The sequence below is a fragment of the Metabacillus sp. 22489 genome (assembly GCF_052044855.1).
GTDB lineage: Bacteria > Bacillota > Bacilli > Bacillales > Bacillaceae > Metabacillus > Metabacillus niabensis.
In genome coordinates, this window is record NZ_JBQENT010000009.1 from 105,981 (window position 1) to 127,396 (window position 21,416).

Here is a 21,416-nt window from a genome sequence, read left to right on the forward strand (position 1 = left end):
ATACCATGTATGGAAGGTGTTATGCAAATTCATTATGATGTTCTTCAATAGTTGCTAATTATGTTTTCCGTTTTCCGATATATTTTGCAATACTTAATAGAGTTGATTTTGCTCGGTTTTTTGGCAATGACTCTAGGATAGCAAGAGCTTTATGAAGGTATAGATCGCTTACCTTCTCTGCTCTCTCAATAACATCTGACGAAAGGATTTTATGTAAAATTGGCTTTATTTCTTCAGGAGTTGTTTTATTTGATATTCTTTCAATTTCCGACTTCATAGTTGGATCTTGAAGAGCAAATAATACAGGAAGTGTAATATTCCCTTGTAAAAGATCACTTCCAACAGGCTTTCCAAGCGCCTCTTCTGTTGATGTAAAATCTAATATATCATCTGTTATTTGAAATGACATTCCTACAAAATAACCAAACCAATAAAGCTTTCTATGTATTTCTTCAGATGCTCCTGTTGAGATAGCTCCTAACTGACAGCTAACTGCAATTAATAGAGCGGTCTTGCGTTTAATCCGTTTTAAATAGGTTCGTAGTGATTGTTCAAAACAATATTTATCTTTTATCTGTTCCAATTCTCCTAGACAAACCTCAACAATTGTTTTTGAAAGTATTTGATGTGCAAGTGGATTTTCTATTTTTGTCATAACTTCTAATGATCTAGCTAATAGATAATCACCTGTATACATTGCAACTCGATTATCCCATTTAGCTTTAACTGTTGGCTTACCTCTCCGTAATTCAGCATCGTCAATTACATCGTCATGCACAAGTGACGCCATATGAATCGTTTCTAGAGCAACTGCCACATGTTTCACAACATTGATATCATATTGTCCAAACATTGATGATAGAAGTACAAAAACAGGTCTAATCCTTTTTCCCCCAGCTTGTAACAACTCCATATTCGCTTCTTTAATAAGTGGATGTTCTGAAGCGGCTGTTTTTTCAAGTTCACGTTCAATAATTGAAAGATCAGTATTCAGAAATGAATACAATGATTTAAATTTCATACTTTTCACCTTAATACATCTTATTGGTCGATCCTGTTTTACCATCCGTTACAAATAGCCAAACTAAACTGTGTTTCTCCCCATCACATATATCATCTTGATATGTATAATGCATTATCTTTCACATTGTATTTCCTATATCTACCTAATTAAGCATTAACTATTTATTGTACATTTTCTTTCGGCTTTATTCCTAAATGCATTGCTGCAACTCCACCTGTAAATGATTTTATTTGAACATGTTCAAATCCTGCTATTTCAAACATTTTTGCTAGCTCTTTCATCCCAGGAAAATTTCGTGCAGATTCTTGTAGCCATGAATACTCTTTGTAGCTTTTAGCGAATACTTTTCCAAATAACGGCATTATATACCGGAAATATATTGCAAAAAATTGCTTGAAAACAGGTGCAGTAGGTTGTGAGGTTTCCAAGCATACAGCCTTACCGCCTGGCTTTAGTACACGATTCATTTCCTTCAATACTTGCATATAATCTGGAACATTCCTTAATCCAAACCCTATAGTAACAAAATCAAATGAATTGTCCTCAAAAGGAAGCTCCATTGCATTACCGTGTAGCAATGTCACATTTGCTAAACCTAAATTTTCAACCTTTTGTTTGCCGACCTTTAACATATTCTCACTAAAATCCAAACCAAATACTTCTCCATTTTTCCCCACTTCATTAGCTAGTGCGATACTCCAATCAGCGGTACCACAGCAGACATCTAAAGCCTTTTGACCTGGTTTCACTTGCATTCTTTTCATCGTTTCTTTTCTCCAGGCTTTATGTCTTTGGAAACTAATAACGGAATTCATTTGGTCATAGTTTTGATATATTTTCTCAAAAACACTATGGACTCTTTCTTCTTTCGATTGTTGCATTATGACAAACCTTCTTCCACTGTCTTATTATAATGTAATGTTCCATCAAAACGAATATTTTGTAGTCGTTTAAACAATATATCTTTTATCGAAGGTGTCTTAAATAAACAAACATCAAGCAAAGATGCCGTTTCTTCATAAAATGATTCATATGCTTTTTTAAAGGAGCTAATTGGGAATGGTTCTTTATTAATAATCATGCCTAGATTGCTTTGCCCGTCTTCATTATGAAATTTTTCATGAGATAGCTTTTTATATGTTAGAAACTTCTTTGAAAACAAGCTCCAAAAGTCGAGATTATAATGTTCGGTAACCTTTTGAAACAAAGTAGTTTCAACAATAAGCTCACTTTCCATTTTTGCTTGCTGAGTTAACACTTTATCATGATAGAGTTTAATTTTATGTTCATTAATCTCCTTAATTGCTTCTGCTAACGTTCGAATCATTTTGATGTCCTTTAATTCAGATAGCAACAAATAATATAACCCACTATAGTAATCACCTGCTAAAGCTGTTATTTGTCTCTGAATAAATTCGGTTGATTCCGCATCACGATGATTCGTCACTTTGTCATGTGTGTCTAGGGCAATTTGAACAAGCATGACTGTCACGATATAGCTTTCTTTTTTACTAATAGAAAGATCTATCTCATCAAAAATTGCATATAAAAGCAACAGTTTATCCTCATCAATCGTTGGTGAAGGTATATACTTCTCCACTAAGGAATGACGAATCTTTTTTTGGATCATTAATTTGATTTCCGATAATTTTACATAGATGTCCTGCAAATATATCACCCTTGTCCCCAATTTAACATTCTCTCTCTATGAATAACACATGATGAACCAATAGGTATATAATCATGATCGGATGGTAGCAATGAAAGGATACTTTTCGCTAACTTCCATATTCAAAAAACGTATGATGATTAAAATTAAACAAATTCATTATAACATATAGATGACCATTAGATCGTTTAAAATCATTTTATGGGTTGATATAAGTTTTCCTATTTTAGTGTCAATGATGCATGAAGAATGACAAAAAAATAAGAGCATATCGAGTCTTGTACGGCTCCAGCTCCTACAACATAAGCCACCTTAAAATACCGATAGGCAAACATAAATAAATGCAAAATTAAGCAGGATGACCTGCTTATTTTTTTGCCTCACTTTCTAACTCGCCAATTGCTGTTTGAATAAGTGCTTTTCCTCTAACTTTAATTGCAGACGTATGCTCTGTGAATTGAGCTATCATAACTTCGCCTTTATCTAATTTTTCAGAATGGTGAAATCTTGTATCAGAACCTCTAGTAAGCCCAATTACATTTACACCGTCTTCAATTGCTTTTATGACAACATAGTCATTTTTTGGATTCATTCTTGCACCGCCCTGATTTTTTATGTTTTATTTATATCTTATCTATATTAACATTATGTAATGATTCATTCATATTAAAAATTGCTTTTACTGCTTAAGTCAATATCTAACGTTTAATCAATGATAAAACCTCTGCTCTTGCAGCTTCATCTTTTAGAAATACTCCTCTAACAGCAGAAGTAACTGTTTTAGCTCCCGGCTTTTTTACACCTCTCATTGTCATACACATATGTTCAGCCTCAACCACAACCATTACTCCATAAGGCTCAAGTGAATGAACAATACTATCTGCTATAGACGAAGTTATTCTTTCTTGTAGCTGTGGTCTTTTTGCAACAGCTTCTACCGCACGAGCGAGTTTACTAAGTCCTGTAACCTTTCCTCCCTTTGGAATATAGGCAACATGCGCTTGACCAAAAAAGGGAACTAAATGATGTTCACACATCGAAAAGAAAGATATATCCTTTACTAAAACTAATTCCTCATGCTTCTCACCAAAGATTGTTTTAAAATGCTCAGCAGGATCTTCATTAAGACCGCTAAAAACTTCCTCATACATTTTTGCTACACGCTTAGGTGTGTCTAATAAACCTTCACGGGAAGGGTCCTCACCTATTGCTTCTAAAATTAGTGTTACTGCATGCTCAATCTTTTTTAAGTCAACCTGTCCCATTACTTTCCTCCTGAAAGTGCTTTTAATACAGATTCTAGCATATGTTCACAGCTAAAAGCAAAAATGCAGTCTATAATTAGTAGTCGAGGCAAATCAAGAATTAATCAATACATGCTAACAAGCTTCACTAGCTTGATTTTCCCTATACCTTAAGCTTAATTTTATGTTTTTTCTCATTTTAATATGAAAAGCCCCTTAGATAAGGGGCTTAACGATTGTATGTAACTTAGACATTACATGACAAACTTAACTTATTTTCCTGCAACTGCGTCTTTAAGCGCTTTACCTGGTTTGAAAGCAGGCACCTTGCTTGCAGCGATTTCGATTTCTTCACCAGTTTGAGGATTACGTCCTTTACGAGCAGCACGCTCACGAACCTCGAAGTTACCAAAACCGATAAGTTGTACTTTATCACCGTCTTTTAGTGCATCTAAAATTGTATCGAAAACAGCATCAACTGCTTTTGTTGCGTCTTTTTTAGATAATTCACTAGCTTCAGCTACTGCGTTGATAAGTTCTGTTTTATTCATGCCTTTCACCTCCTCCCAAAAGGGATGGACTCTTATTAGTCTTCATTTCTTCACAGTTTTGTTAAATTCTATACATCATAGAATATAAAATTACACTCAACACGCTTATCTTATATGATTTTATTACATAATTCAATCATTTTCATCATGAATATTGGTGTTTTAGGAAGAATCGACCAACAGAGAAAATTATTTCTTTAAAAGATTATCATAATAAATCGTGTGAATCAAGTTAATTCATAAGAAAAATCCATTAATATCAACACTTTAACTCAAATTTACAAACATTCGTTCCATTTTTATCTTATTCCGACTATTTTTAACAAATTTACTGAATTATTTTATTAATATATTTAATCTAATTGTAATAATAATTTTTTTTGAAATTTTCTGTTTTTCAATATAATTTTTCTTACTTTAACTAAACTTTCAACTTTTTTCAAGAATTTCATAAAACTATGCTCTTCACGATAGTCCCTTCCAAATAATTGTTTGAATTTTTCAGATTGATTTTTTAAAGGCTGCTTCTTAAGAGAAATTTCGAAAAAGATTAGCCTATCCACCAGCAAAAAAGAAAAAGACCTCTTTTTAGGGAGGTCTTAAGGTTATAGTATGATGGCTATTAATCCACCGGATCCTTCATTAATGATTCTTTCTAGAGTTTCTTTCAGTTTGTATCGAGCATTTTCAGGCATTAGGGATAATTTAGCCTGAATTCCCTCACGAACAATTGAACTTAAGCTGCGACCAAAAATATCAGAATTCCAAATTGATAATGGATTATCTTCAAAGTCTTGCATTAAATATCGAACTAATTCCTCTGATTGCTTTTCAGTTCCAATAATTGGTGCGAATTCTGATTCCACATCAACCTTAATCATATGGATTGATGGAGCTACAGCCTTTAATCTTACACCAAACCTTGAACCTTGTCGGATAATTTCTGGTTCATCAAGGCTCATATCCGTCAGTGCAGGTGCGGCAATTCCATATCCAGTTTGTTTGACCATTTTTAAGGCATCAGCAACTTGATCATATTCTGCTTTAGCATAGGCGAAATCCTGCATTAGTTGTAATAGATGATCCTTACCACGAATTTCAACGCCTACTACTTCTTTTAAAATTTGATCGTATAAATCATCAGGAGCATATAAGTCAATCTCAGCTATCCCTTGACCCATTTCTATTCCAGCAAGACTCGCTTTATTAATAAAATCATACTCACTAAACTGTCCTACAACACGATCAACATCTCTTAACCTTTTAATATCTTTCACTGTATCTTGTACTGCTTCTTGATAGCTTTCTCTTAACCAATGATTTTCTCTTAATACCATGACCCAGCTTGGCAAATTAACATTTACCTCTAATACTGGGAATTCATATAATGATTCTCTTAATACATTTAATACATCTGACTCCCTCATACTTTCTACACTCATTGCAAGTACAGGAATATCATATTTTTCATTTAAAGATTGTCGAAGGGCTTCTGTTTCCGGATGGTGCGGTCTTACGGTATTAATAATCATAATAAACGGTTTTCCTACCTCTTTTAGCTCGTCAATGACCCTTGCTTCAGCCTCTAAGTAGTCTGCCCGAGGTATATCCCCAATAGAACCGTCAGTTGTAATGACACATCCGATTGTAGAATGTTCTTGTATCACTTTACGAGTTCCAATTTCTGCAGCTTCATGAAAAGGTATTGGTTCTTCATACCAAGGTGTATTAATCATTCTTGGCCCATTTTCATCCTCATATCCTTTAGCTCCTGGTACAGTATAACCTACACAATCTACTAATCTAATATTGACGTCAAGTCCCTCACCAACATGGATTGAAACAGCTTGATTTGGGACAAATTTAGGCTCAGTTGTCATAATCGTTTTACCAGCTGCACTTTGTGGTAATTCGTCTTGAGCTCTAGCTTTATCTGATTCGTTTTCAATATTAGGTAAAACAACTAGCTCCATAAACTTCTTAATAAAAGTAGATTTACCTGTTCTTACTGCACCAACTACTCCTAAATATATATCGCCACCAGTTCGTTCAGCGATATCCTTGAAAATATCTACTTTTTCCAAGTGATCCCCTCCCGATTTTACAATTTGGGATAAAGCTTATCCGTCATCTATAGGACTCTATATATGTATGATGTTGTCCTATTTATTTATGACTTAGCTAACAAATTTTTTTCTACCATCATTCATATATCATTCTTAATCCATTACTTAAGCGTAAAAGAAAACCCTTCTTTTAAAGTTTATTCTTAAAAGAAGGGTTCATGACTTATTTATCTATTTTTTTATTTCTTTTCAACATAAAATACTGGTTCACCTTTATCATTTATTGTATACGGAAGCGAATAAACTGGAACAAAGTGACTATTTGACACTAAAATATCTCTAATATCATCACCTGTTTTAAAATTATGGTCATTTGATTCTAGCGCCTTATACAAATCAATTCGATAATCTACATAAACTTCAGCATTAGTATCTATGACAAATGGCAAATATTCTCCTGAAAAGGGACTTTGAACAGTTGGTGGTTCATTATATCCAAGCTTATCATAATCTAGAGTATATACATTATCAGTTATCTTCTCTTTAAATGGTGGATACCCATTCGATTGACGATATACATCAAGTCTAAGCTTTAGCTCTTGTATTGCTTCAGATATGCGAATATCAATTAACTTAACTGTTGGGTTTTCTTCAACATCGACTAAGACGTAAAGATAGACTCCCCCACTTTCAAAGGCCGTTCCTGGTGGTTCGGCTATGTATTTAGGTGAAATGGCCGAAAAATCGATTGGATATTTTTGATAAATAGGTGTTGACATGTCCCTTGTTTTTATTGGTAATAGCCCATCTGTATCCTCTTGAAATTTGTTAACTGAACTTTGAACAGCAGCAATTTGATCCTCATAGGGAATTGTATTCTTTTGTAATTTATCGTCAGGGTATAAACAACCAGCAAGTAATGCACAGCCTATAATTATAGGTAACATTTTCAAACACTTCATCGTTAACAACTTCCTTTTACCGTTTTATTCAGATACAGGTCCACTAAAAACAACAAAAAGTATGATTATTCCTGCTAGAATCATAAAAATATAGGCAAATAATGTTACTATATTTTTAATTATTCCGTTTTTAAGTTTGAAACGACTCAAATAGATTAATATGATAGCAATAAACATAAACCCCATAGAAGCAAATGAAATCCACATTTTCATTAAAGCAATACTCATAGCGTTCCCCTCCTAAAAGCAAAGAAAAAGCGCTTAATTCAGCTATTAAAACAGCTGAAAAAGCATTTTTAAATTTTTTATATTGAAAAGCTAAATAAAAATATTTTACTAAATAAATGTTCAGATTTTTTTACACCTTTAAATTATAATTTAAATTTTTATATTTCCTCTTCATTGCCTGTCAATCTTCTTCTCCGTTCCCATTTACGTACACTCTTTGTAGATTATAATATACTTTAGTATGCTTGTCCAAAGGTCATAGCTCAAATCCCCTTTAATCAGAAGGCGTTTACAATACAGATCCTATAGTACTAAAAATGAAAAAAAAACTGAAGTAAAGAGGGGACGAACTTTACTTCAGCAAGGTGAATGACTAAATTGTACCCAACATAAGAACAACTCTTAATTAACTACGTTGCATATTATGCGGTTTTTAATGATTTTGTATCCTCTAATGCCTAGAAATGTCATGTAAACTTCACAAGAAAGGTATAGTGTTCAGGCAACCAAGGAAAAAACCACCAATACATAAATTCCCGTTTTTTTTGTGAACGCAGTTTATACCTTATCGGATATATTATTACCCTTAGAATTATTCTTCTTATAGTATGCCATATATGTCATGATGGTCACATCAATAATAAAATACTTCTTTTATCAACTACATATTTTTCATCACCAAAGAAAATTTAGCTTACTGAAAGAATATATCTTTTAGCGATTCTCCATAATATTCACGAGATCTTCCATTTCATGTGTTTTTACTCGAGCCATTAATGAATCAACCGCTACCTTAGGTGACTGTCCATTGAATAAGACTTCATATAACGCTTCTGTAATTGGCATCATTACATTGTATTTTTTCGCCAGTTGGTAAGCAGCCTTTGTAGTACGAACTCCCTCAACGACCATTCCCATATTATCTAATACTTCATCTAGGTTTTGTCCCTTACCAAGTAAATGTCCTGCTCTCCAGTTACGAGAATGGACACTTGTACATGTAACAATTAAATCCCCTATACCTGTTAACCCAGAAAACGTAAGAGGATTCCCTCCCATTTTACTTCCTAATCGAGCAATTTCCGCAAGCCCTCTAGTAATGAGAGCTGCTTTTGCATTATCACCATATCCAAGTCCATCTGTGATACCCGCTGCTAACGCAATAATATTTTTTAAAGCTCCACCAATTTCGACGCCAATAACATCTGGATTCGTATACACCCGAAAATGTTGGTTCATAAATAAATCCTGTATGTATTCTGCAGCTTCCATATTTTTTGATGATGAGGTAACTGTTGTAATATGTCGTCTGCTTACTTCTTCCGCATGACTTGGTCCAGATAATACGACGACATCTTTTAATAAATGAGAAGGCATTTCCTCTTCAATTATCTCCGAAATACGCATTAATGTATTTGGTTCTATCCCCTTACTAACATGAACAATCGTCATTTCTTTTTCTAACATGCTTGATATGTCTTTAAGAACATCGCGAATAGCCTTTGTTGGAACGGCTAAAACAATGGTTTGTACCTCTTCAAGACTTTCTCTTAAATTTGAATAACCTGTTATATTACTTGGTAATTCAATACCTGGTAGATATTTTTCGTTTCTTCTCGTACGATTCAATTCTTCAATCGCTTCTGGACGATGGCCCCATAACTTCACATGATGTCCGTTATCAGCAAGCACAATTGCTAATGCCGTACCCCAGCTACCGGCACCTAATACTGTTATTTGTTCCATAGTAACACCTCCTTTTCTAAAAAAGGGTAACCCATTTTTGATGCATTACCCTTTACTATCAATTATTTTCTTTCCCTTGCAAAAATTTTAATTGGAGTTCCTTCAAACTCAAAAGCATCGCGAATTCGATTTTCTAAAAATCGTTCATACGAAAAATGCATAAGTTCAGGGTCATTAACAAACACAACAAAAGTAGGTGGTTTTACAGCTACTTGTGCAGTATAGAAGATTTTTAATCTTTTTCCTTTATGTGTTGGAGTTGGATTCATTGCGACCGCATCCATTACGACGTCATTTAATACATTCGTTTGGACTCTTCTTGAATGATTTTCACTCGCAAGAATTATTTTTGGCATTAATGTATGAATCCGTTTCTTTGTGATCGCTGATAAAAACACAATTGGAGCATAATCTAAAAACTTGAAATGATCTCGAATATTTTCTTCAAATTCTTTCATTGTCCGTTCATCTTTTTCTACAGCATCCCATTTATTCACTACTATAACAACAGATTTTCCTGCTTCATGAGCATAACCTGCAATATGCTTATCCTGCTCAATGATACCTTCTTCTCCATTAAGTACTACTAAAATAACATCTGAACGATCTATCGCCTTAAGAGCACGAAGAACACTGTATTTCTCAGTAGTTTCATACACTTTCCCTTTTTTTCTCATTCCTGCTGTATCAATAATGACAAACTCTTGACCCTCATATTTATACACAGTATCAATTGCATCACGTGTAGTTCCGGCAATATCACTTACGATGACACGTTCTTCACCTAAAATAGCATTTACTAATGATGATTTCCCGACATTAGGACGACCAATTAAAGAAAATTTGATCGTTGAGTCATCATAATCTTCTGTCCCTAAATTTTTAAAGTTTTTCGCGACCTCATCTAATAAATCTCCTAAACCTAATCCATGGGATCCTGAGATTGGAAATGGCTCTCCAAATCCTAATGAATAAAAATCATAAATGTTTGCTCTCATTTCAGGATTATCAACTTTATTCACCGCAAGAACAACAGGTTTATTTGAACGATATAATATCTTTGCAACTTCTTCATCTGCGGCAGTTACACCTTCACGAACATTAGTTAAGAAAATAATAACATCTGCTTCTTCAATAGCAATTTCAGCCTGATGTCTAATTTGCGATAAGAATGGTTCATCCCCAATATCAATTCCACCTGTATCAATTAGATTGAATTGATAGTTTAACCATTCTCCTGAACTATAAATTCGATCTCTAGTTACTCCTGGTACATCTTCTACAATAGAAATTCTCTCTCCTGCAATTCGATTAAAAATTGTCGATTTCCCTACATTAGGACGGCCAACAATCGCGACAACAGGTTTTGCCATACCCTTCACCCTTTCTTAAATTCATTCTATATATGTCTAAATAGAATTTTTGAGATTTTGTTTGTTAACTTTAATAAGTAAAAATAATTGGCTGTTTTCGCAAACTTTGTTACTTTTTTTACAGTGTAGTCGTTCGTCGTTGATTTCCTCGTGCAGACTTGCTTTCCGCGGGGTGGGTGGTGAGCTTCCTCAGTGAAAATACCTGCTCAAGATTAACCTCTCCCACACATCCCGCAGGATTCTCGCACTTACGCTCCGATTCCAATCAACCCTTATAAAGTTAGTACTAAAAACAACAAATTTTTAGTAAAGAGCCTTACTTTTTTACCATGAACACTATTACATAAGTTTGCTATTAGTTGAAGCCTGTCCAAAATATCTATGTTATGTATGAAATATTGCAATCATTATTTTTATAATGACCCACACCTACAATCATCATACAGTGTATGTGCAGACTTGTTTAGATTTTCGCTGCAAAGTTTGCTCATAACAAAAAAGTGCAAGCGGAGATTCCTTTAAGCTTCTAAGGATAAAATTCGAATTACTGGATTCAGAAAGTAACATCGACACTATTTTATCCTTTTTTAAGCTGATAAAAGAAACCCTTCTATCAAAAAGAAGGGCTTAACTTTTATATATTAGCAAACATTTTTCAAATACTCAACTTAGTGTTTAACAACAATATACATATCATCACCGATTCCATGCGCGATTCCATCTAAAATTGCTTCAAGATTTTTTGCATAAAAATCCATTTCCTCTTTTGTTTTACATATAAATATTGCTGTGCCACCTGCAGCTTTAGTTTTATCAGTAGTAATGATCGCAAGAATATATTTATCCAATGTTGAACTCATCTATTTTCTCCTTTGTGATTCGCCTTTGCTTCAGTAGGCATTCTAATTGCATTCTCAAGCGTTGGTGTCTCACCAATGACACGAATTGCTTTTTCTATATCTCGTTCCTGGGGTAAAACAAAAACCCCTAATCTTCCATCACTAAGGTCTCTTTTTGCTAAAGGAACTAAAGCTGGTTCACCTGAATCACGAACTACTCCTAATGCAGTTGAAACATCATGTAATATCGCCTGTCTTTGTCCTAAATTTGCAATTGTAGCTTTTGAATTTACACTTTTTGGAGTTAGGATAAATCCCATACCATATTTAAGAACATCCTTCTGTTTATCTGGTATCCCGATATTCATAATATAAATATTTCCAACATACAGGCCAGCACCTTCAAAATGCGGCTCTACATATTCAATTGTCACAATATCTTTTATACAAGTTCCTGACATTAATCTTCGACAAACAAAAAAACAAATTATTCCTACTAAAATGGCTAATAGTAAGTTTCCTACTAAATAAGCTAAAGTCGTAAAAAGAGAGGTAAATATAACTAAATAATTTCTACTCTCGAATGCAACAGCAATTCCCTCAATATAAGTGCTTCCCCGAGGGACAAGTTCATAGCCATCGAGAACAGTTAGTGTATTTCTTTCCATATTACGGACATCGCGAAATTGAGAAGCTGCAAGAGTAAGAAAGGTAATTGCAGTAAAATCTTCCTCCATAATCGAAGGGACAGCAACTGTTCCTAAACCTGCAGCGATAAATCCAAGTGCTATATGGATTATCTTTCCGTGTAAATATGTTGGATATTGTCGGTAGTCTGTTTTTAACATATGCAATCTACATAATACCCCGACTAATATTCCAAAAATAACCGGGTACGTATATTCATTCATATTAACCTTGTTTCTCCTTTGCAGGTTTTTGTAATGTATGTTCTAAAATCGTAATAATATGTTCTGTTACCATCCATAAAAATATAATTAAACAGCCGATCACTAGCATATCTAAGCAAGCAGAAGTACCGATCGTTAGACCATCATAAAATTTCCCTAATATCATCCAATATAAAAATTCCCCTTGGCATATAGAAATCATACACAATGCAAATCTATGTATAGGTTGTTTCCCTAAATAAATGGCTAAAACACCAATTAATACACTTACTAATAACCGATAATCGATGAAGAACCAAACGGGATCATATACTCTGAACAACAAAATTCCTGAATAAGCAAAGGTTAAAGTTAGCGTCATGATAAGTAAAGAGAGCGATTTTTGTTGTTTCTGTTTAACAGCTAAGTAATATCCAAGAAATAAAAACAAGAACAGTGACACCCTTATCGTGTAATCTCCAACAATGACATAATATTTACTTAATAAAATCGTAATCATTAAAAAAATACTCAGCTTCACTCTCAGCTTATTTTTCTTCATTAAAAATGTTGTTACTATCCAAGCTAGCCACATAATCCAATAAAAATATATTCCTTCCACTTCCTACTCCTCCTACTATACCCATTATGTCTTTTTTCAATTATCTTTAATCAAACATTGGAGAAAATAAGGAGAAATTTTTTATAGAAAGGTAGGTAAGAACTTTTTAAAATAAATAGCAATGTTAAAGGTTATTCTTGATTTTTATCCACTTAATTGATTAGAACGGATACATAAGACTCATGTAGAGAGAAACGTGTCATTGGTTACCCACATATTGAGCTTAAGAGGGAGGCTCAAGATCATCCAATAAAAAGCACATGTCTGAAGCAGAAATCAACACCAGTTGTACTGGGCAAAAATAAAAAAGGCTATTACACGAAGGATTCTTCCTTTCTGTAATAGCCAATTTAAAATATCACTCTTTAGTCCTTAAACTATACCGTTTCGTATCAATTCCTCTTTCAGTTAACCAATGATGTGTGTGACCGGTTATAATTAAAGGAGCTAGTTGTAGCTCTTTAATTGTTCTAGTGCCTAAAGCTGTCATAAGAAGTGTTAAATCTAATTTCATTTGTTCGATTAAACGTGTTAATTTTTTAGCATCCTGCTCTATTAATACCTTTAAGAAGTAACCAGAGATCCCGACTGCTGATGCCCCTAAACCGATCGCTTTTGCTATATCAAGTGCGTTTTGAATTCCTCCTGTACCGATGATCGACATCTGTTCATCGACACTCCTCACCTCAGCAATAGATGCTGCAGTTGGAATTCCCCATTGATTAAAATAATCTAACACACTTTCTCTTCTTAAGTTTTCAACTTTTGCAAAATTTGTTCCGCCGTATCCTCCAACATCAACTACGCAAACACCAACTTCCTTTAACTTTTTTGCTACTTCCTTATTCATTCCAAACCCAACCTCTTTAACGATAACCGGTATAGGGATAGCGGAAACAATCTTTTCGATTCTATTTAAAACATCAGTAAAATCCCGATCACCTTCAGGCATAATAAGCTCCTGAACTACATTTAGATGAATTTGCAAAGCATTTGCTTCTATCATGTCAACAGCTTGCTTTGCTTGCTCAACTGTTGCTTCACTACCTAAATTTCCGATAATGATTCCGCTTTTATTTACTTTTCTTATTACCTCATATGTAGGTCTTTCTTCTTTATCCTTTAGGGCAGACATTTGTGAGCCAACAGCTATCGCAATATTTGTTTCCCGCGCAACATTTGCTAAAGCCTTATTTATTTCAAGTGTACTCTGTCCCCCGCCACCAGTCATGGCATTTATAAAAATTGGCGAACTTAAAGAAAGTTCGCCAATTTTTGTTGAAAAATCGATATCTGTTACTGATACATTAGGTAGACTTTGATGAACAAACGTTATATCTTCAAGTCCATTCGTACGGTCTTGACCAGTTGTTAATGCGTGCTGAATATGTTCAAGTTTTCGTTCTGCTCGATTGCTCAACTATACCACCATTTTAATTATTTTAATTTTTTCAATTGATCTCCAATCATTTCACCAAGTTGGAATCCTGATGAAGTTTCTTCCTGAGCTTGGTAATTACGGAAGTCCTCATCTGATGCTTTTTGAGTTTCCTCTAATTCACGCATGCTTAAAGAAATTCGTTGTTCTTCTTCATTCACATCAAGAACTTTTACTTTTACTGATTGATTATACTCAAGTACTTCCTGTGGTGTACCAATATGTTTATTTGAAATTTGAGAAATGTGAACAAGACCCTCTACACCTGGTAGTATTTCTACAAATGCACCAAATGATACTAATCTTTTTACATGTCCTTCTACTACATCACCTACTTTAACCTTTTCAGCGATGTTAGCCCATGGGCCAGGTTGTGTTTCTTTTATCGATAGAGAAATTCTCTCATTATCACGATCTACACCTAGTACCTTAACTGACACTGTTTGCCCTTCCTCAACTACATCAGATGGCTTATCAATATGAGAATGAGAAAGCTGTGAAATATGAACCAAACCATCAATTCCACCAATATCAACAAATGCACCAAAATCAGTTAATCTTTGGACTTTCCCTTCAATAACGGAGCCAACTTCAATCGTTTCAAGTAGAGCAGACTTCTTTTCATTTTGCTCTTTTTCAATTACAGCACGATGAGAAAGAATTACTCTGTTTTTCTCACGATCAAGTTCAACAACGATTAAGGATAATGTCTTTCCCATATAATCAGAAAAGTCTTCTACAAAATGAGCTTCAACTAAAGATGCCGGGATGAATCCTCTTACCCCTAAATCTACTACAAGTCCACCTTTAACTACATCCTTAACTTCCGCTTCGAAAACCTCTTTAGATTCATATTTTCGTTCCAACGATTCCCATGCTTTTTCCGCATCTATCGCTCTCTTAGAAAGAACTAATGCTTCTTCTTCTACCTTTAACACTTTTAATTCTAATTGATCATTTTCATTTATAACATCTGATGCCTTTTCAACATGTAAACTTGAAAGTTCACTTATTGGAATAATCCCTGTAAACTTACAATTTTCTATTTCGACTATTACCTGTTTTTCTTCTACCTTCGTTACAATACCTTTAACCACATCTCCAACCTCAGGTGTTTCAACTTGAATGCTATTTAACTCTTCTACCATCTCAATTACCTCCTTGGTCAAAACCTGCGCGACTTTTGATTAAATATATGTAAGATATCATTTTTATTAAAAAGCTTCTTTTACTCTTTTATAAAAATGAAAAAACCTCTTTTATTAAACTTCTAATAAATGCTACTTTTTGTCAAGTAGAAACTCCCCATCTACTTCCTATTTTTTTAGAAGTTTTCCAATTTCCTTCATAATGATCGCTGACATTTCTTCAGTTGTTATTTTCTTTTCACGATATTCATCCATCTTTATTGGCTGACCATAAATAACTCGTAATGTTCTAAATGGTTTATATTTCCCAACTATTGCACATGGGACAACTGCTGCATTTGAACGTAACGCAAAAAATCCTGCACCAGACTGTCCTTTACCTAATTCTCCATTTTTACTTCTAGTTCCTTCAGGGAAAAACCCTAAAACATTTCCTTCTTTTAATATTTTTAAACCTGTACGCAGTGCTTCACGGTCGCTTCCTCCACGATTTACGGGAAATGTCCCAAAGTTTTTTAGCAAGACATTTAAAACAGGTACTTTAAAAAGCTCAGCTTTTGCCATAAATAATACTTGTCTCGGTGCTGTAATCCCTACAATTGGCGGGTCAAAATTACTAATGTGATTCGAGCAAAGGAAGACACCACCTTCTTTAGGAAAATTCTCTAACCCTTCCACCTTCACTCGAAAAGTTGGTTTTAAAATTCCTGAAACTACTGACCTAGCAAATGTATATAATGACACAATATCAAAGCCTTTCTTCTATATAATCTTCAATTTTTCTTACAACACCCTCAATTGTCAAAGATGTCGTATCTATTTCAATTGCATCCTCGGCTTTTTTCAAGGGTGCAATCTCTCTCTCTGAGTCAAGTTTATCACGATTTGCAATTTCTTGCTTTAACTTGTCAAGATCGGTATCAAAACCTTTTAGTTTATTCTCCTCATAACGTCGTAAAGCTCTTTCCTCCACAGATGCTTTCAGGAATATTTTTAGTTCCGCATTAGGTAATACATGTGTACCAATATCACGTCCATCCATCACAACACCACCATCAGCTGCTAGTTGACGTTGACGAACTAACATTTCCCTTCTAACTTTCGGATGCATTGCCACAATCGAAACCTGATTTGTTACTTCATTTGTTCTTATGACTTCTGTAACATCTTCACCATTTACTAGAACAATCTGCCCTTCCTCATTTGGCTTTAATTCTATATGGATGTTTGAGAGAATATCCGCCACTGCATCCTCATCATGTAAGTTAATATTTGCTTGAATTGCTTTATATGTTAAAGCACGATACATTGCACCGGTATCAATATAAATATATGCATAATGCTCCGCGATAATTTTTGCGACTGTGCTTTTCCCTGCTGCTGCAGGTCCGTCAATTGCTATTGATAATTTATTTCTCATAATGCCTCCAGGTAGTCTTTTAGTCTAGTAGTTTCTTAATAGTTATTTTTCAAATGATACATGATGAAAAGCAGGTAAAATTCGTTTCCACCTGCATCATCATTGGCTAAATGTTTCTAGCCATTCGGTTATCGTAATTTTATTCACACCTTCATATTGCACAACTCGTGAAAGGTATGGTTGAATAGCTGACTGTTGAATTAATAGCTGTGAAAAAATTAATACAATGAATTGAATAACAATTAATTTCACCAATATTCTTTCAAAACGTTTCATTCATTCATCTCCGGAATTATTTAAGCATTTGAATAATTGCTCCTAATTTTTATTATGCTTAAAAATACCAGATTTTATTCTGTTATTAGCCCTTTTCTTTTCATTTGTATTTGTTGTTGAAAACAATAACGAATTAATGTCTGTCTCGTTTTTTCATCAATATCTATGAATTTTAATGGAACTTTTACAAATACATCGTTTTCTACAGTGAGGATGCGGATAACTTTTGAATGCACTTTTATATGTTCAATTGCCCCATTTTGAAATGGTAGCGAAAACCATACGTATAATTCTTGATTTTCTTGTAATTTCACAGTTTTTGGTATTAGAATTGCAGAGCCACCAGCGCTAATATCTGTCGTTACTGCAGTGAATGGCTGAAATTCATTCAATATAGGATGAATTGCCACATCAAGTGTGGCTGGGATTCTTACATATTCTCGTCTTTGGATTTTTATTAATTGCTCATCCCCTGGATATGACAAGGAAAGCATCGGAATATTTTCCTTCACTCTACCAGTCACTTCAGTTTGAAAACGGAATGCTAGTTGATCTTTATTTGATACAAACGAAGCTATTAGTTCTGTTCCTATCATTAAAAAGGCAGATCGACCTGTTGTCATATTTATTGGATAATCTATGAACAATTGATTTCCTTTTCTTTCTACAAGCTTGCACTTTAATTTTTCTACATTATCACCAGTCGTTTCTAAGTGAATAACATCCCCAATATTCAACATAAAATCACTCTTTCCTATATCTCTTCTCTTATTAAATCAAGAACTTTAATCTAATGCAAGAGTGTTCAAACTTTGAATACTCGATTTCTTTTAAAACATCTTTTATTGAGTTGACTTGCAAACTTAAAACACCCCTCTCCAAGCATTTGCTCTAATAGTACAGTTCGTGAATCTTCAAATGACTTAGAATTTTTAAGAACCTAGATACCTTAGTCTCGAAAATTTTTAAGTACTGTATAACAAAAAAGATACCCTATAATAGGATATCTCATAAAAACTAATTAATTTATTATCTATACTTCCTGAAAAATTGGTTCTGGATTTTTTAATTTTTCTACCTTTTCTTCTGAACCATTCTCGGCGTTGATAAAAATTCGATAAGAATCTTCATCGATTGTACCCAAGAATTCGTAGCATAAGATTTCTTCTCCAAATTCATTCATAATGAGAGCAAGTCTATCTTCTTGAACTTCTAAACTTGGATTTAATTTTTTCGCTGCATCATCTCTTGTAATTTTCGGCTTTGGAATTTCTCGCTTTTTATGTGCTGCTAAATAGTCTCTTGCTGAAAAACCAATTACTTCTCCATTATCTAATGCTACCTTCATCCGAATCGCATCTGGGTAAATTCTAACTCCATTATAAATTGAGACAAATGAAAACACACCGACATTATCATATTGTGCACTTTCAAACAGGTCAAGATCTTTAAAACCATGCTTTTCTAAAAAGTTACGAGCTTTATTTGTTGCATCATTTAAACTAATTTTATTTTCTTTAATATCACGATTTTGCACTAAATAAATTGGGTGACCGCCTTTTTTAGTAATATCCATATTTAAATCAATATTATTTTTTTTATCATGCATTGAAACGCTATAAAATTCATAAGAAGAACCGTCACCATTTTTTGTGACATTTATATCCTTTACACCATTCTCAACGAATTGCTTTGCAATTTGCTTTGCTTCCTTACTAGTTATTTCTTTTCCTTCTAAATGATTAAAACCTTTAGCTGCGTTAGTTTTCATCATCGTTAATGTTGGATCGGAATTCGCTTCAGAATAAGCACCTACATTCTCTTCAACAGTCTTAAAACCATCAATAATTGTATTATCCATTTGTTTTTGACCAGATGCTAAAGCTAATTCAACATCCATCCATCGCAAATTATTTTCAATGACAAGATGCTGTACATTGCGAAGCTCCTCTTGAATATTTGCCGATTGTTTATACATTGACTTTAATGATTTATATTCATCATCTGATAGAGGTTCATTATCTAAATCTCGAACAGCTGTCCGATAAGTAAAATCACTGATTCCCGCTAGAAATTCTTCCGTTTTATTAAATGGCAATAAAGTTAACGGCAATTGTCCAACATTTGATTGTGCCTCAGATGATAGTCGCCATACGTCAACTAAGGCTGGCGATAATGAATCCTTAGAATTCATTGCTAGTGTAGCACCTATTTGATCATGTAGTTGGTCTATTTTATACGTTAAATCGTGAAAAGCTCTTTGATAGTTATTTTCAGCCTGAATTAAGACTGCATCCTTTTCTTGATGCTCTTTATATCCCCAATAACCTGTACCAACTACTGCAACTGTTAATAACCCAATAAGTATGCCACGTATCATATATCATCACCCTTTCTATTTACAGAAAATATGCTTTCCGATACGTTTGATTTGTGGTCTTCCCCAAATCCAAGAGCTAGTTGCCGTATTTGGATTAAAGTAATAGATTGCATTACCGGTAGGATCAAAACCATTTAAAGCGTCTAATACTGCCTTTTTCGCCGTTTCATTTGGTGTTAACCATATTTGTCCATCAGCAACCGCTGTAAAGGCCCCTGGCTCAAATATGACCCCTGATACTGTATTAGGGAAAGTAGGACTGTTTACTCGATTTAAGATGACTGCAGCAACTGCAACTTGTCCGATATATGGTTCACCCCTTGATTCTCCATAAACCGCATTTGCCATTAATTGTATATCATTCTGTGAGAATCCATTTGGTAAATTTACTGCTGTTGAGTCTTTTTGCTGTTTATTATTATTCGTTTGATTTGTATTCTGATTTCTTCTTACTTGCTGTTGTCTCTCTGTTTCCCGATTTGCTTGAGCTCGTTCTCTTTCTCGTGCTTGCTGTTGGGCTTGAGCTTGTTCTCTTTCCTGTGCTTGCTGTTGATCCTGAGCCTGCTCCCTTTCTCGTGCTTGTTGCTGAGCTTGTTCTTGATCCCTTTCTCGTGCTTGTTGCTGAGCTTGTTCTTGATCCCTTTCCCGTGCTGGTTGCTGAGCTTGTTCTTGTTCCCTTTCCCGTGTTTGTTGCTGAGCTTGTTCTTGCTCTCTTTCTCGTGCTTGTTGCTGAGCTTGTTCTTGTTCTCTTTCCTTTGCTTGTTGCTGTCTTTGTTGTGTTTGATTATTTACTTGAGCTTGATATTTCTTTTCTTGTTGAAGCCTTCTTTGTTCAGCAGCCTGTCTTGCTTGCTGTATCTGTTTCTCATTTGGAGCTGATTGAATCGATAATGGCACACCACCATAGTGAGTAAACTTTCTTCCTTTATTAATTTGGTCATAAACAAAGTCTTTATAAAAAGTAGTAGATTGTAACAACATATCTTTCGTTTTTTGCCCTACTAAACCGTCTACTTCTTCAAGACCAAATCTTTTTTGATAATTCCTTACTGCCCAATAGGTGCTCCAACCATATACACCATCTATTGGACCGTTATAATATCCGTTATATTGAAGTCTTGCCTGCAATTCAATAACATCACTACCCGTTGCACCTCGTTGAATAGTCTGTTCTGAAAAAGCATGTGCCTTAGGAACCTTTGATGAGAAAAATTGAAATGTGATAGTTGTCATTGATACCAAGATGACTATCAACATTATGCGCATGTTTTTCATGTTGCTGCCTCCTCAAGTAGTTGTAATTGCTTAAACGTATTTTTTGTAGTCTTTGGCATTTTATTCATACAAATTATCCACCCAACCATAATACACAAATATTACCAAAACTCTAAAAAAGAACGTAACAGGGAAAACGACAAAGAGGCTGGGACAAAACCCTACCTTTTCAAATGAAAAAGCCGGTGGCATTTTACGAAAGTAAAATGTCATCGGCTTTAATTTTTGCATTTAAAAAAGGACACTTTCTGTTAAAATTAAGTTA

The 21,416-nt window shown here is 34.2% G+C and carries 22 protein-coding genes; all 22 read right to left on the minus strand.

Translation table 11 applies throughout. The annotated features are described in order from the left end of the window. Window positions 1-58: 58 nt before the first annotated feature. Window positions 59-1,021, minus strand: coding sequence for a heptaprenyl diphosphate synthase component II (gene hepT / locus ACTJJ9_RS08010; RefSeq protein ID WP_145581542.1), 963 nt, complete (start codon window positions 1,019-1,021; stop codon window positions 59-61). Between the two features lie 164 nt (window positions 1,022-1,185). After that, window positions 1,186-1,905 (minus strand): demethylmenaquinone methyltransferase, encoded by a 720-nt coding sequence (locus tag ACTJJ9_RS08015; protein ID WP_095301126.1) that lies wholly within the window; start codon window positions 1,903-1,905, stop codon window positions 1,186-1,188. Continuing rightward, complete coding sequence (locus tag ACTJJ9_RS08020) at window positions 1,905-2,654, minus strand: heptaprenyl diphosphate synthase component 1 (RefSeq protein ID WP_141231533.1); 750 nt, start codon at window positions 2,652-2,654, stop codon at window positions 1,905-1,907. The genes ACTJJ9_RS08015 and ACTJJ9_RS08020 overlap by 1 nt, the downstream gene beginning before the upstream one ends. A 406-nt stretch (window positions 2,655-3,060) precedes the next feature. Then, entirely contained in the window at window positions 3,061-3,285 is a 225-nt protein-coding gene (gene mtrB / locus ACTJJ9_RS08025) for a trp RNA-binding attenuation protein MtrB (RefSeq protein ID WP_095301124.1), read from the minus strand. A gap of 106 nt (window positions 3,286-3,391) precedes the next feature. Then, window positions 3,392-3,958, minus strand: a complete 567-nt coding sequence (folE, locus tag ACTJJ9_RS08030) for a GTP cyclohydrolase I FolE (protein ID WP_095301123.1) — start codon at window positions 3,956-3,958, stop codon at window positions 3,392-3,394. A gap of 251 nt (window positions 3,959-4,209) precedes the next feature. Continuing rightward, a complete protein-coding gene (gene hbs, locus ACTJJ9_RS08035) occupies window positions 4,210-4,488 on the minus strand; it encodes a non-specific DNA-binding protein Hbs (RefSeq protein WP_034332307.1) in 279 nt (92 codons plus the stop codon). A gap of 605 nt (window positions 4,489-5,093) precedes the next feature. Next, window positions 5,094-6,572: a stage IV sporulation protein A gene (gene spoIVA, locus ACTJJ9_RS08040; protein WP_095301120.1), complete on the minus strand. Its 1,479-nt coding sequence runs from the start codon at window positions 6,570-6,572 to the stop codon at window positions 5,094-5,096. A 221-nt stretch (window positions 6,573-6,793) separates the two neighbouring features. Further along, window positions 6,794-7,516 carry a hypothetical protein gene (locus ACTJJ9_RS08045; protein WP_095301119.1) on the minus strand — a complete coding sequence of 241 codons (723 nt, stop codon included), beginning with the start codon at window positions 7,514-7,516 and terminating at the stop codon, window positions 6,794-6,796. Between the two features lie 24 nt (window positions 7,517-7,540). Further along, a complete protein-coding gene (locus ACTJJ9_RS08050; protein ID WP_145581543.1) occupies window positions 7,541-7,744 on the minus strand; it encodes a DUF2768 domain-containing protein in 204 nt (67 codons plus the stop codon). 714 nt (window positions 7,745-8,458) lie between these two features. Then, entirely contained in the window at window positions 8,459-9,490 is a 1,032-nt protein-coding gene (locus tag ACTJJ9_RS08055) for an NAD(P)H-dependent glycerol-3-phosphate dehydrogenase (protein WP_095301117.1), read from the minus strand. A 62-nt stretch (window positions 9,491-9,552) separates the two neighbouring features. Next, window positions 9,553-10,863 carry a ribosome biogenesis GTPase Der gene (gene der, locus ACTJJ9_RS08060; protein WP_212591226.1) on the minus strand — a complete coding sequence of 437 codons (1,311 nt, stop codon included), beginning with the start codon at window positions 10,861-10,863 and terminating at the stop codon, window positions 9,553-9,555. A 668-nt stretch (window positions 10,864-11,531) separates the two neighbouring features. Further along, the gene (locus ACTJJ9_RS08065; protein ID WP_095301115.1) at window positions 11,532-11,723 is read right to left on the minus strand and encodes a capping complex subunit for YIEGIA; all 192 of its coding nucleotides are present in this window, start codon (window positions 11,721-11,723) and stop codon (window positions 11,532-11,534) included. Beyond that, entirely contained in the window at window positions 11,720-12,613 is an 894-nt protein-coding gene (locus ACTJJ9_RS08070; RefSeq protein ID WP_095301114.1) for a YIEGIA family protein, read from the minus strand. The genes ACTJJ9_RS08065 and ACTJJ9_RS08070 overlap by 4 nt, the downstream gene beginning before the upstream one ends. A 1-nt stretch (window position 12,614) precedes the next feature. After that, a complete protein-coding gene (locus tag ACTJJ9_RS08075; RefSeq protein WP_145581544.1) occupies window positions 12,615-13,214 on the minus strand; it encodes a YphA family membrane protein in 600 nt (199 codons plus the stop codon). 358 nt (window positions 13,215-13,572) lie between these two features. Further along, window positions 13,573-14,634: a type 2 isopentenyl-diphosphate Delta-isomerase gene (gene fni / locus ACTJJ9_RS08080; RefSeq protein ID WP_145581545.1), complete on the minus strand. Its 1,062-nt coding sequence runs from the start codon at window positions 14,632-14,634 to the stop codon at window positions 13,573-13,575. A 17-nt stretch (window positions 14,635-14,651) separates the two neighbouring features. Continuing rightward, entirely contained in the window at window positions 14,652-15,800 is a 1,149-nt protein-coding gene (rpsA, locus tag ACTJJ9_RS08085) for a 30S ribosomal protein S1 (RefSeq protein ID WP_095301111.1), read from the minus strand. 168 nt (window positions 15,801-15,968) lie between these two features. Continuing rightward, complete coding sequence (locus tag ACTJJ9_RS08090; RefSeq protein ID WP_095301110.1) at window positions 15,969-16,544, minus strand: lysophospholipid acyltransferase family protein; 576 nt, start codon at window positions 16,542-16,544, stop codon at window positions 15,969-15,971. A 4-nt stretch (window positions 16,545-16,548) separates the two neighbouring features. Continuing rightward, entirely contained in the window at window positions 16,549-17,220 is a 672-nt protein-coding gene (gene cmk, locus ACTJJ9_RS08095; protein ID WP_095301109.1) for a (d)CMP kinase, read from the minus strand. A 99-nt stretch (window positions 17,221-17,319) separates the two neighbouring features. Next, window positions 17,320-17,496 (minus strand): YpfB family protein, encoded by a 177-nt coding sequence (locus tag ACTJJ9_RS08100; RefSeq protein WP_095301108.1) that lies wholly within the window; start codon window positions 17,494-17,496, stop codon window positions 17,320-17,322. A gap of 74 nt (window positions 17,497-17,570) precedes the next feature. Next, window positions 17,571-18,236, minus strand: a complete 666-nt coding sequence (locus ACTJJ9_RS08105; RefSeq protein ID WP_095301107.1) for a flagellar brake protein — start codon at window positions 18,234-18,236, stop codon at window positions 17,571-17,573. Between the two features lie 293 nt (window positions 18,237-18,529). Beyond that, a complete protein-coding gene (gene ypeB, locus ACTJJ9_RS08110) occupies window positions 18,530-19,876 on the minus strand; it encodes a germination protein YpeB (RefSeq protein ID WP_145581546.1) in 1,347 nt (448 codons plus the stop codon). Between the two features lie 15 nt (window positions 19,877-19,891). Next, window positions 19,892-21,151 carry a spore cortex-lytic enzyme gene (gene sleB / locus ACTJJ9_RS08115; protein ID WP_255451848.1) on the minus strand — a complete coding sequence of 420 codons (1,260 nt, stop codon included), beginning with the start codon at window positions 21,149-21,151 and terminating at the stop codon, window positions 19,892-19,894. Window positions 21,152-21,416: the final 265 nt, after the last annotated feature.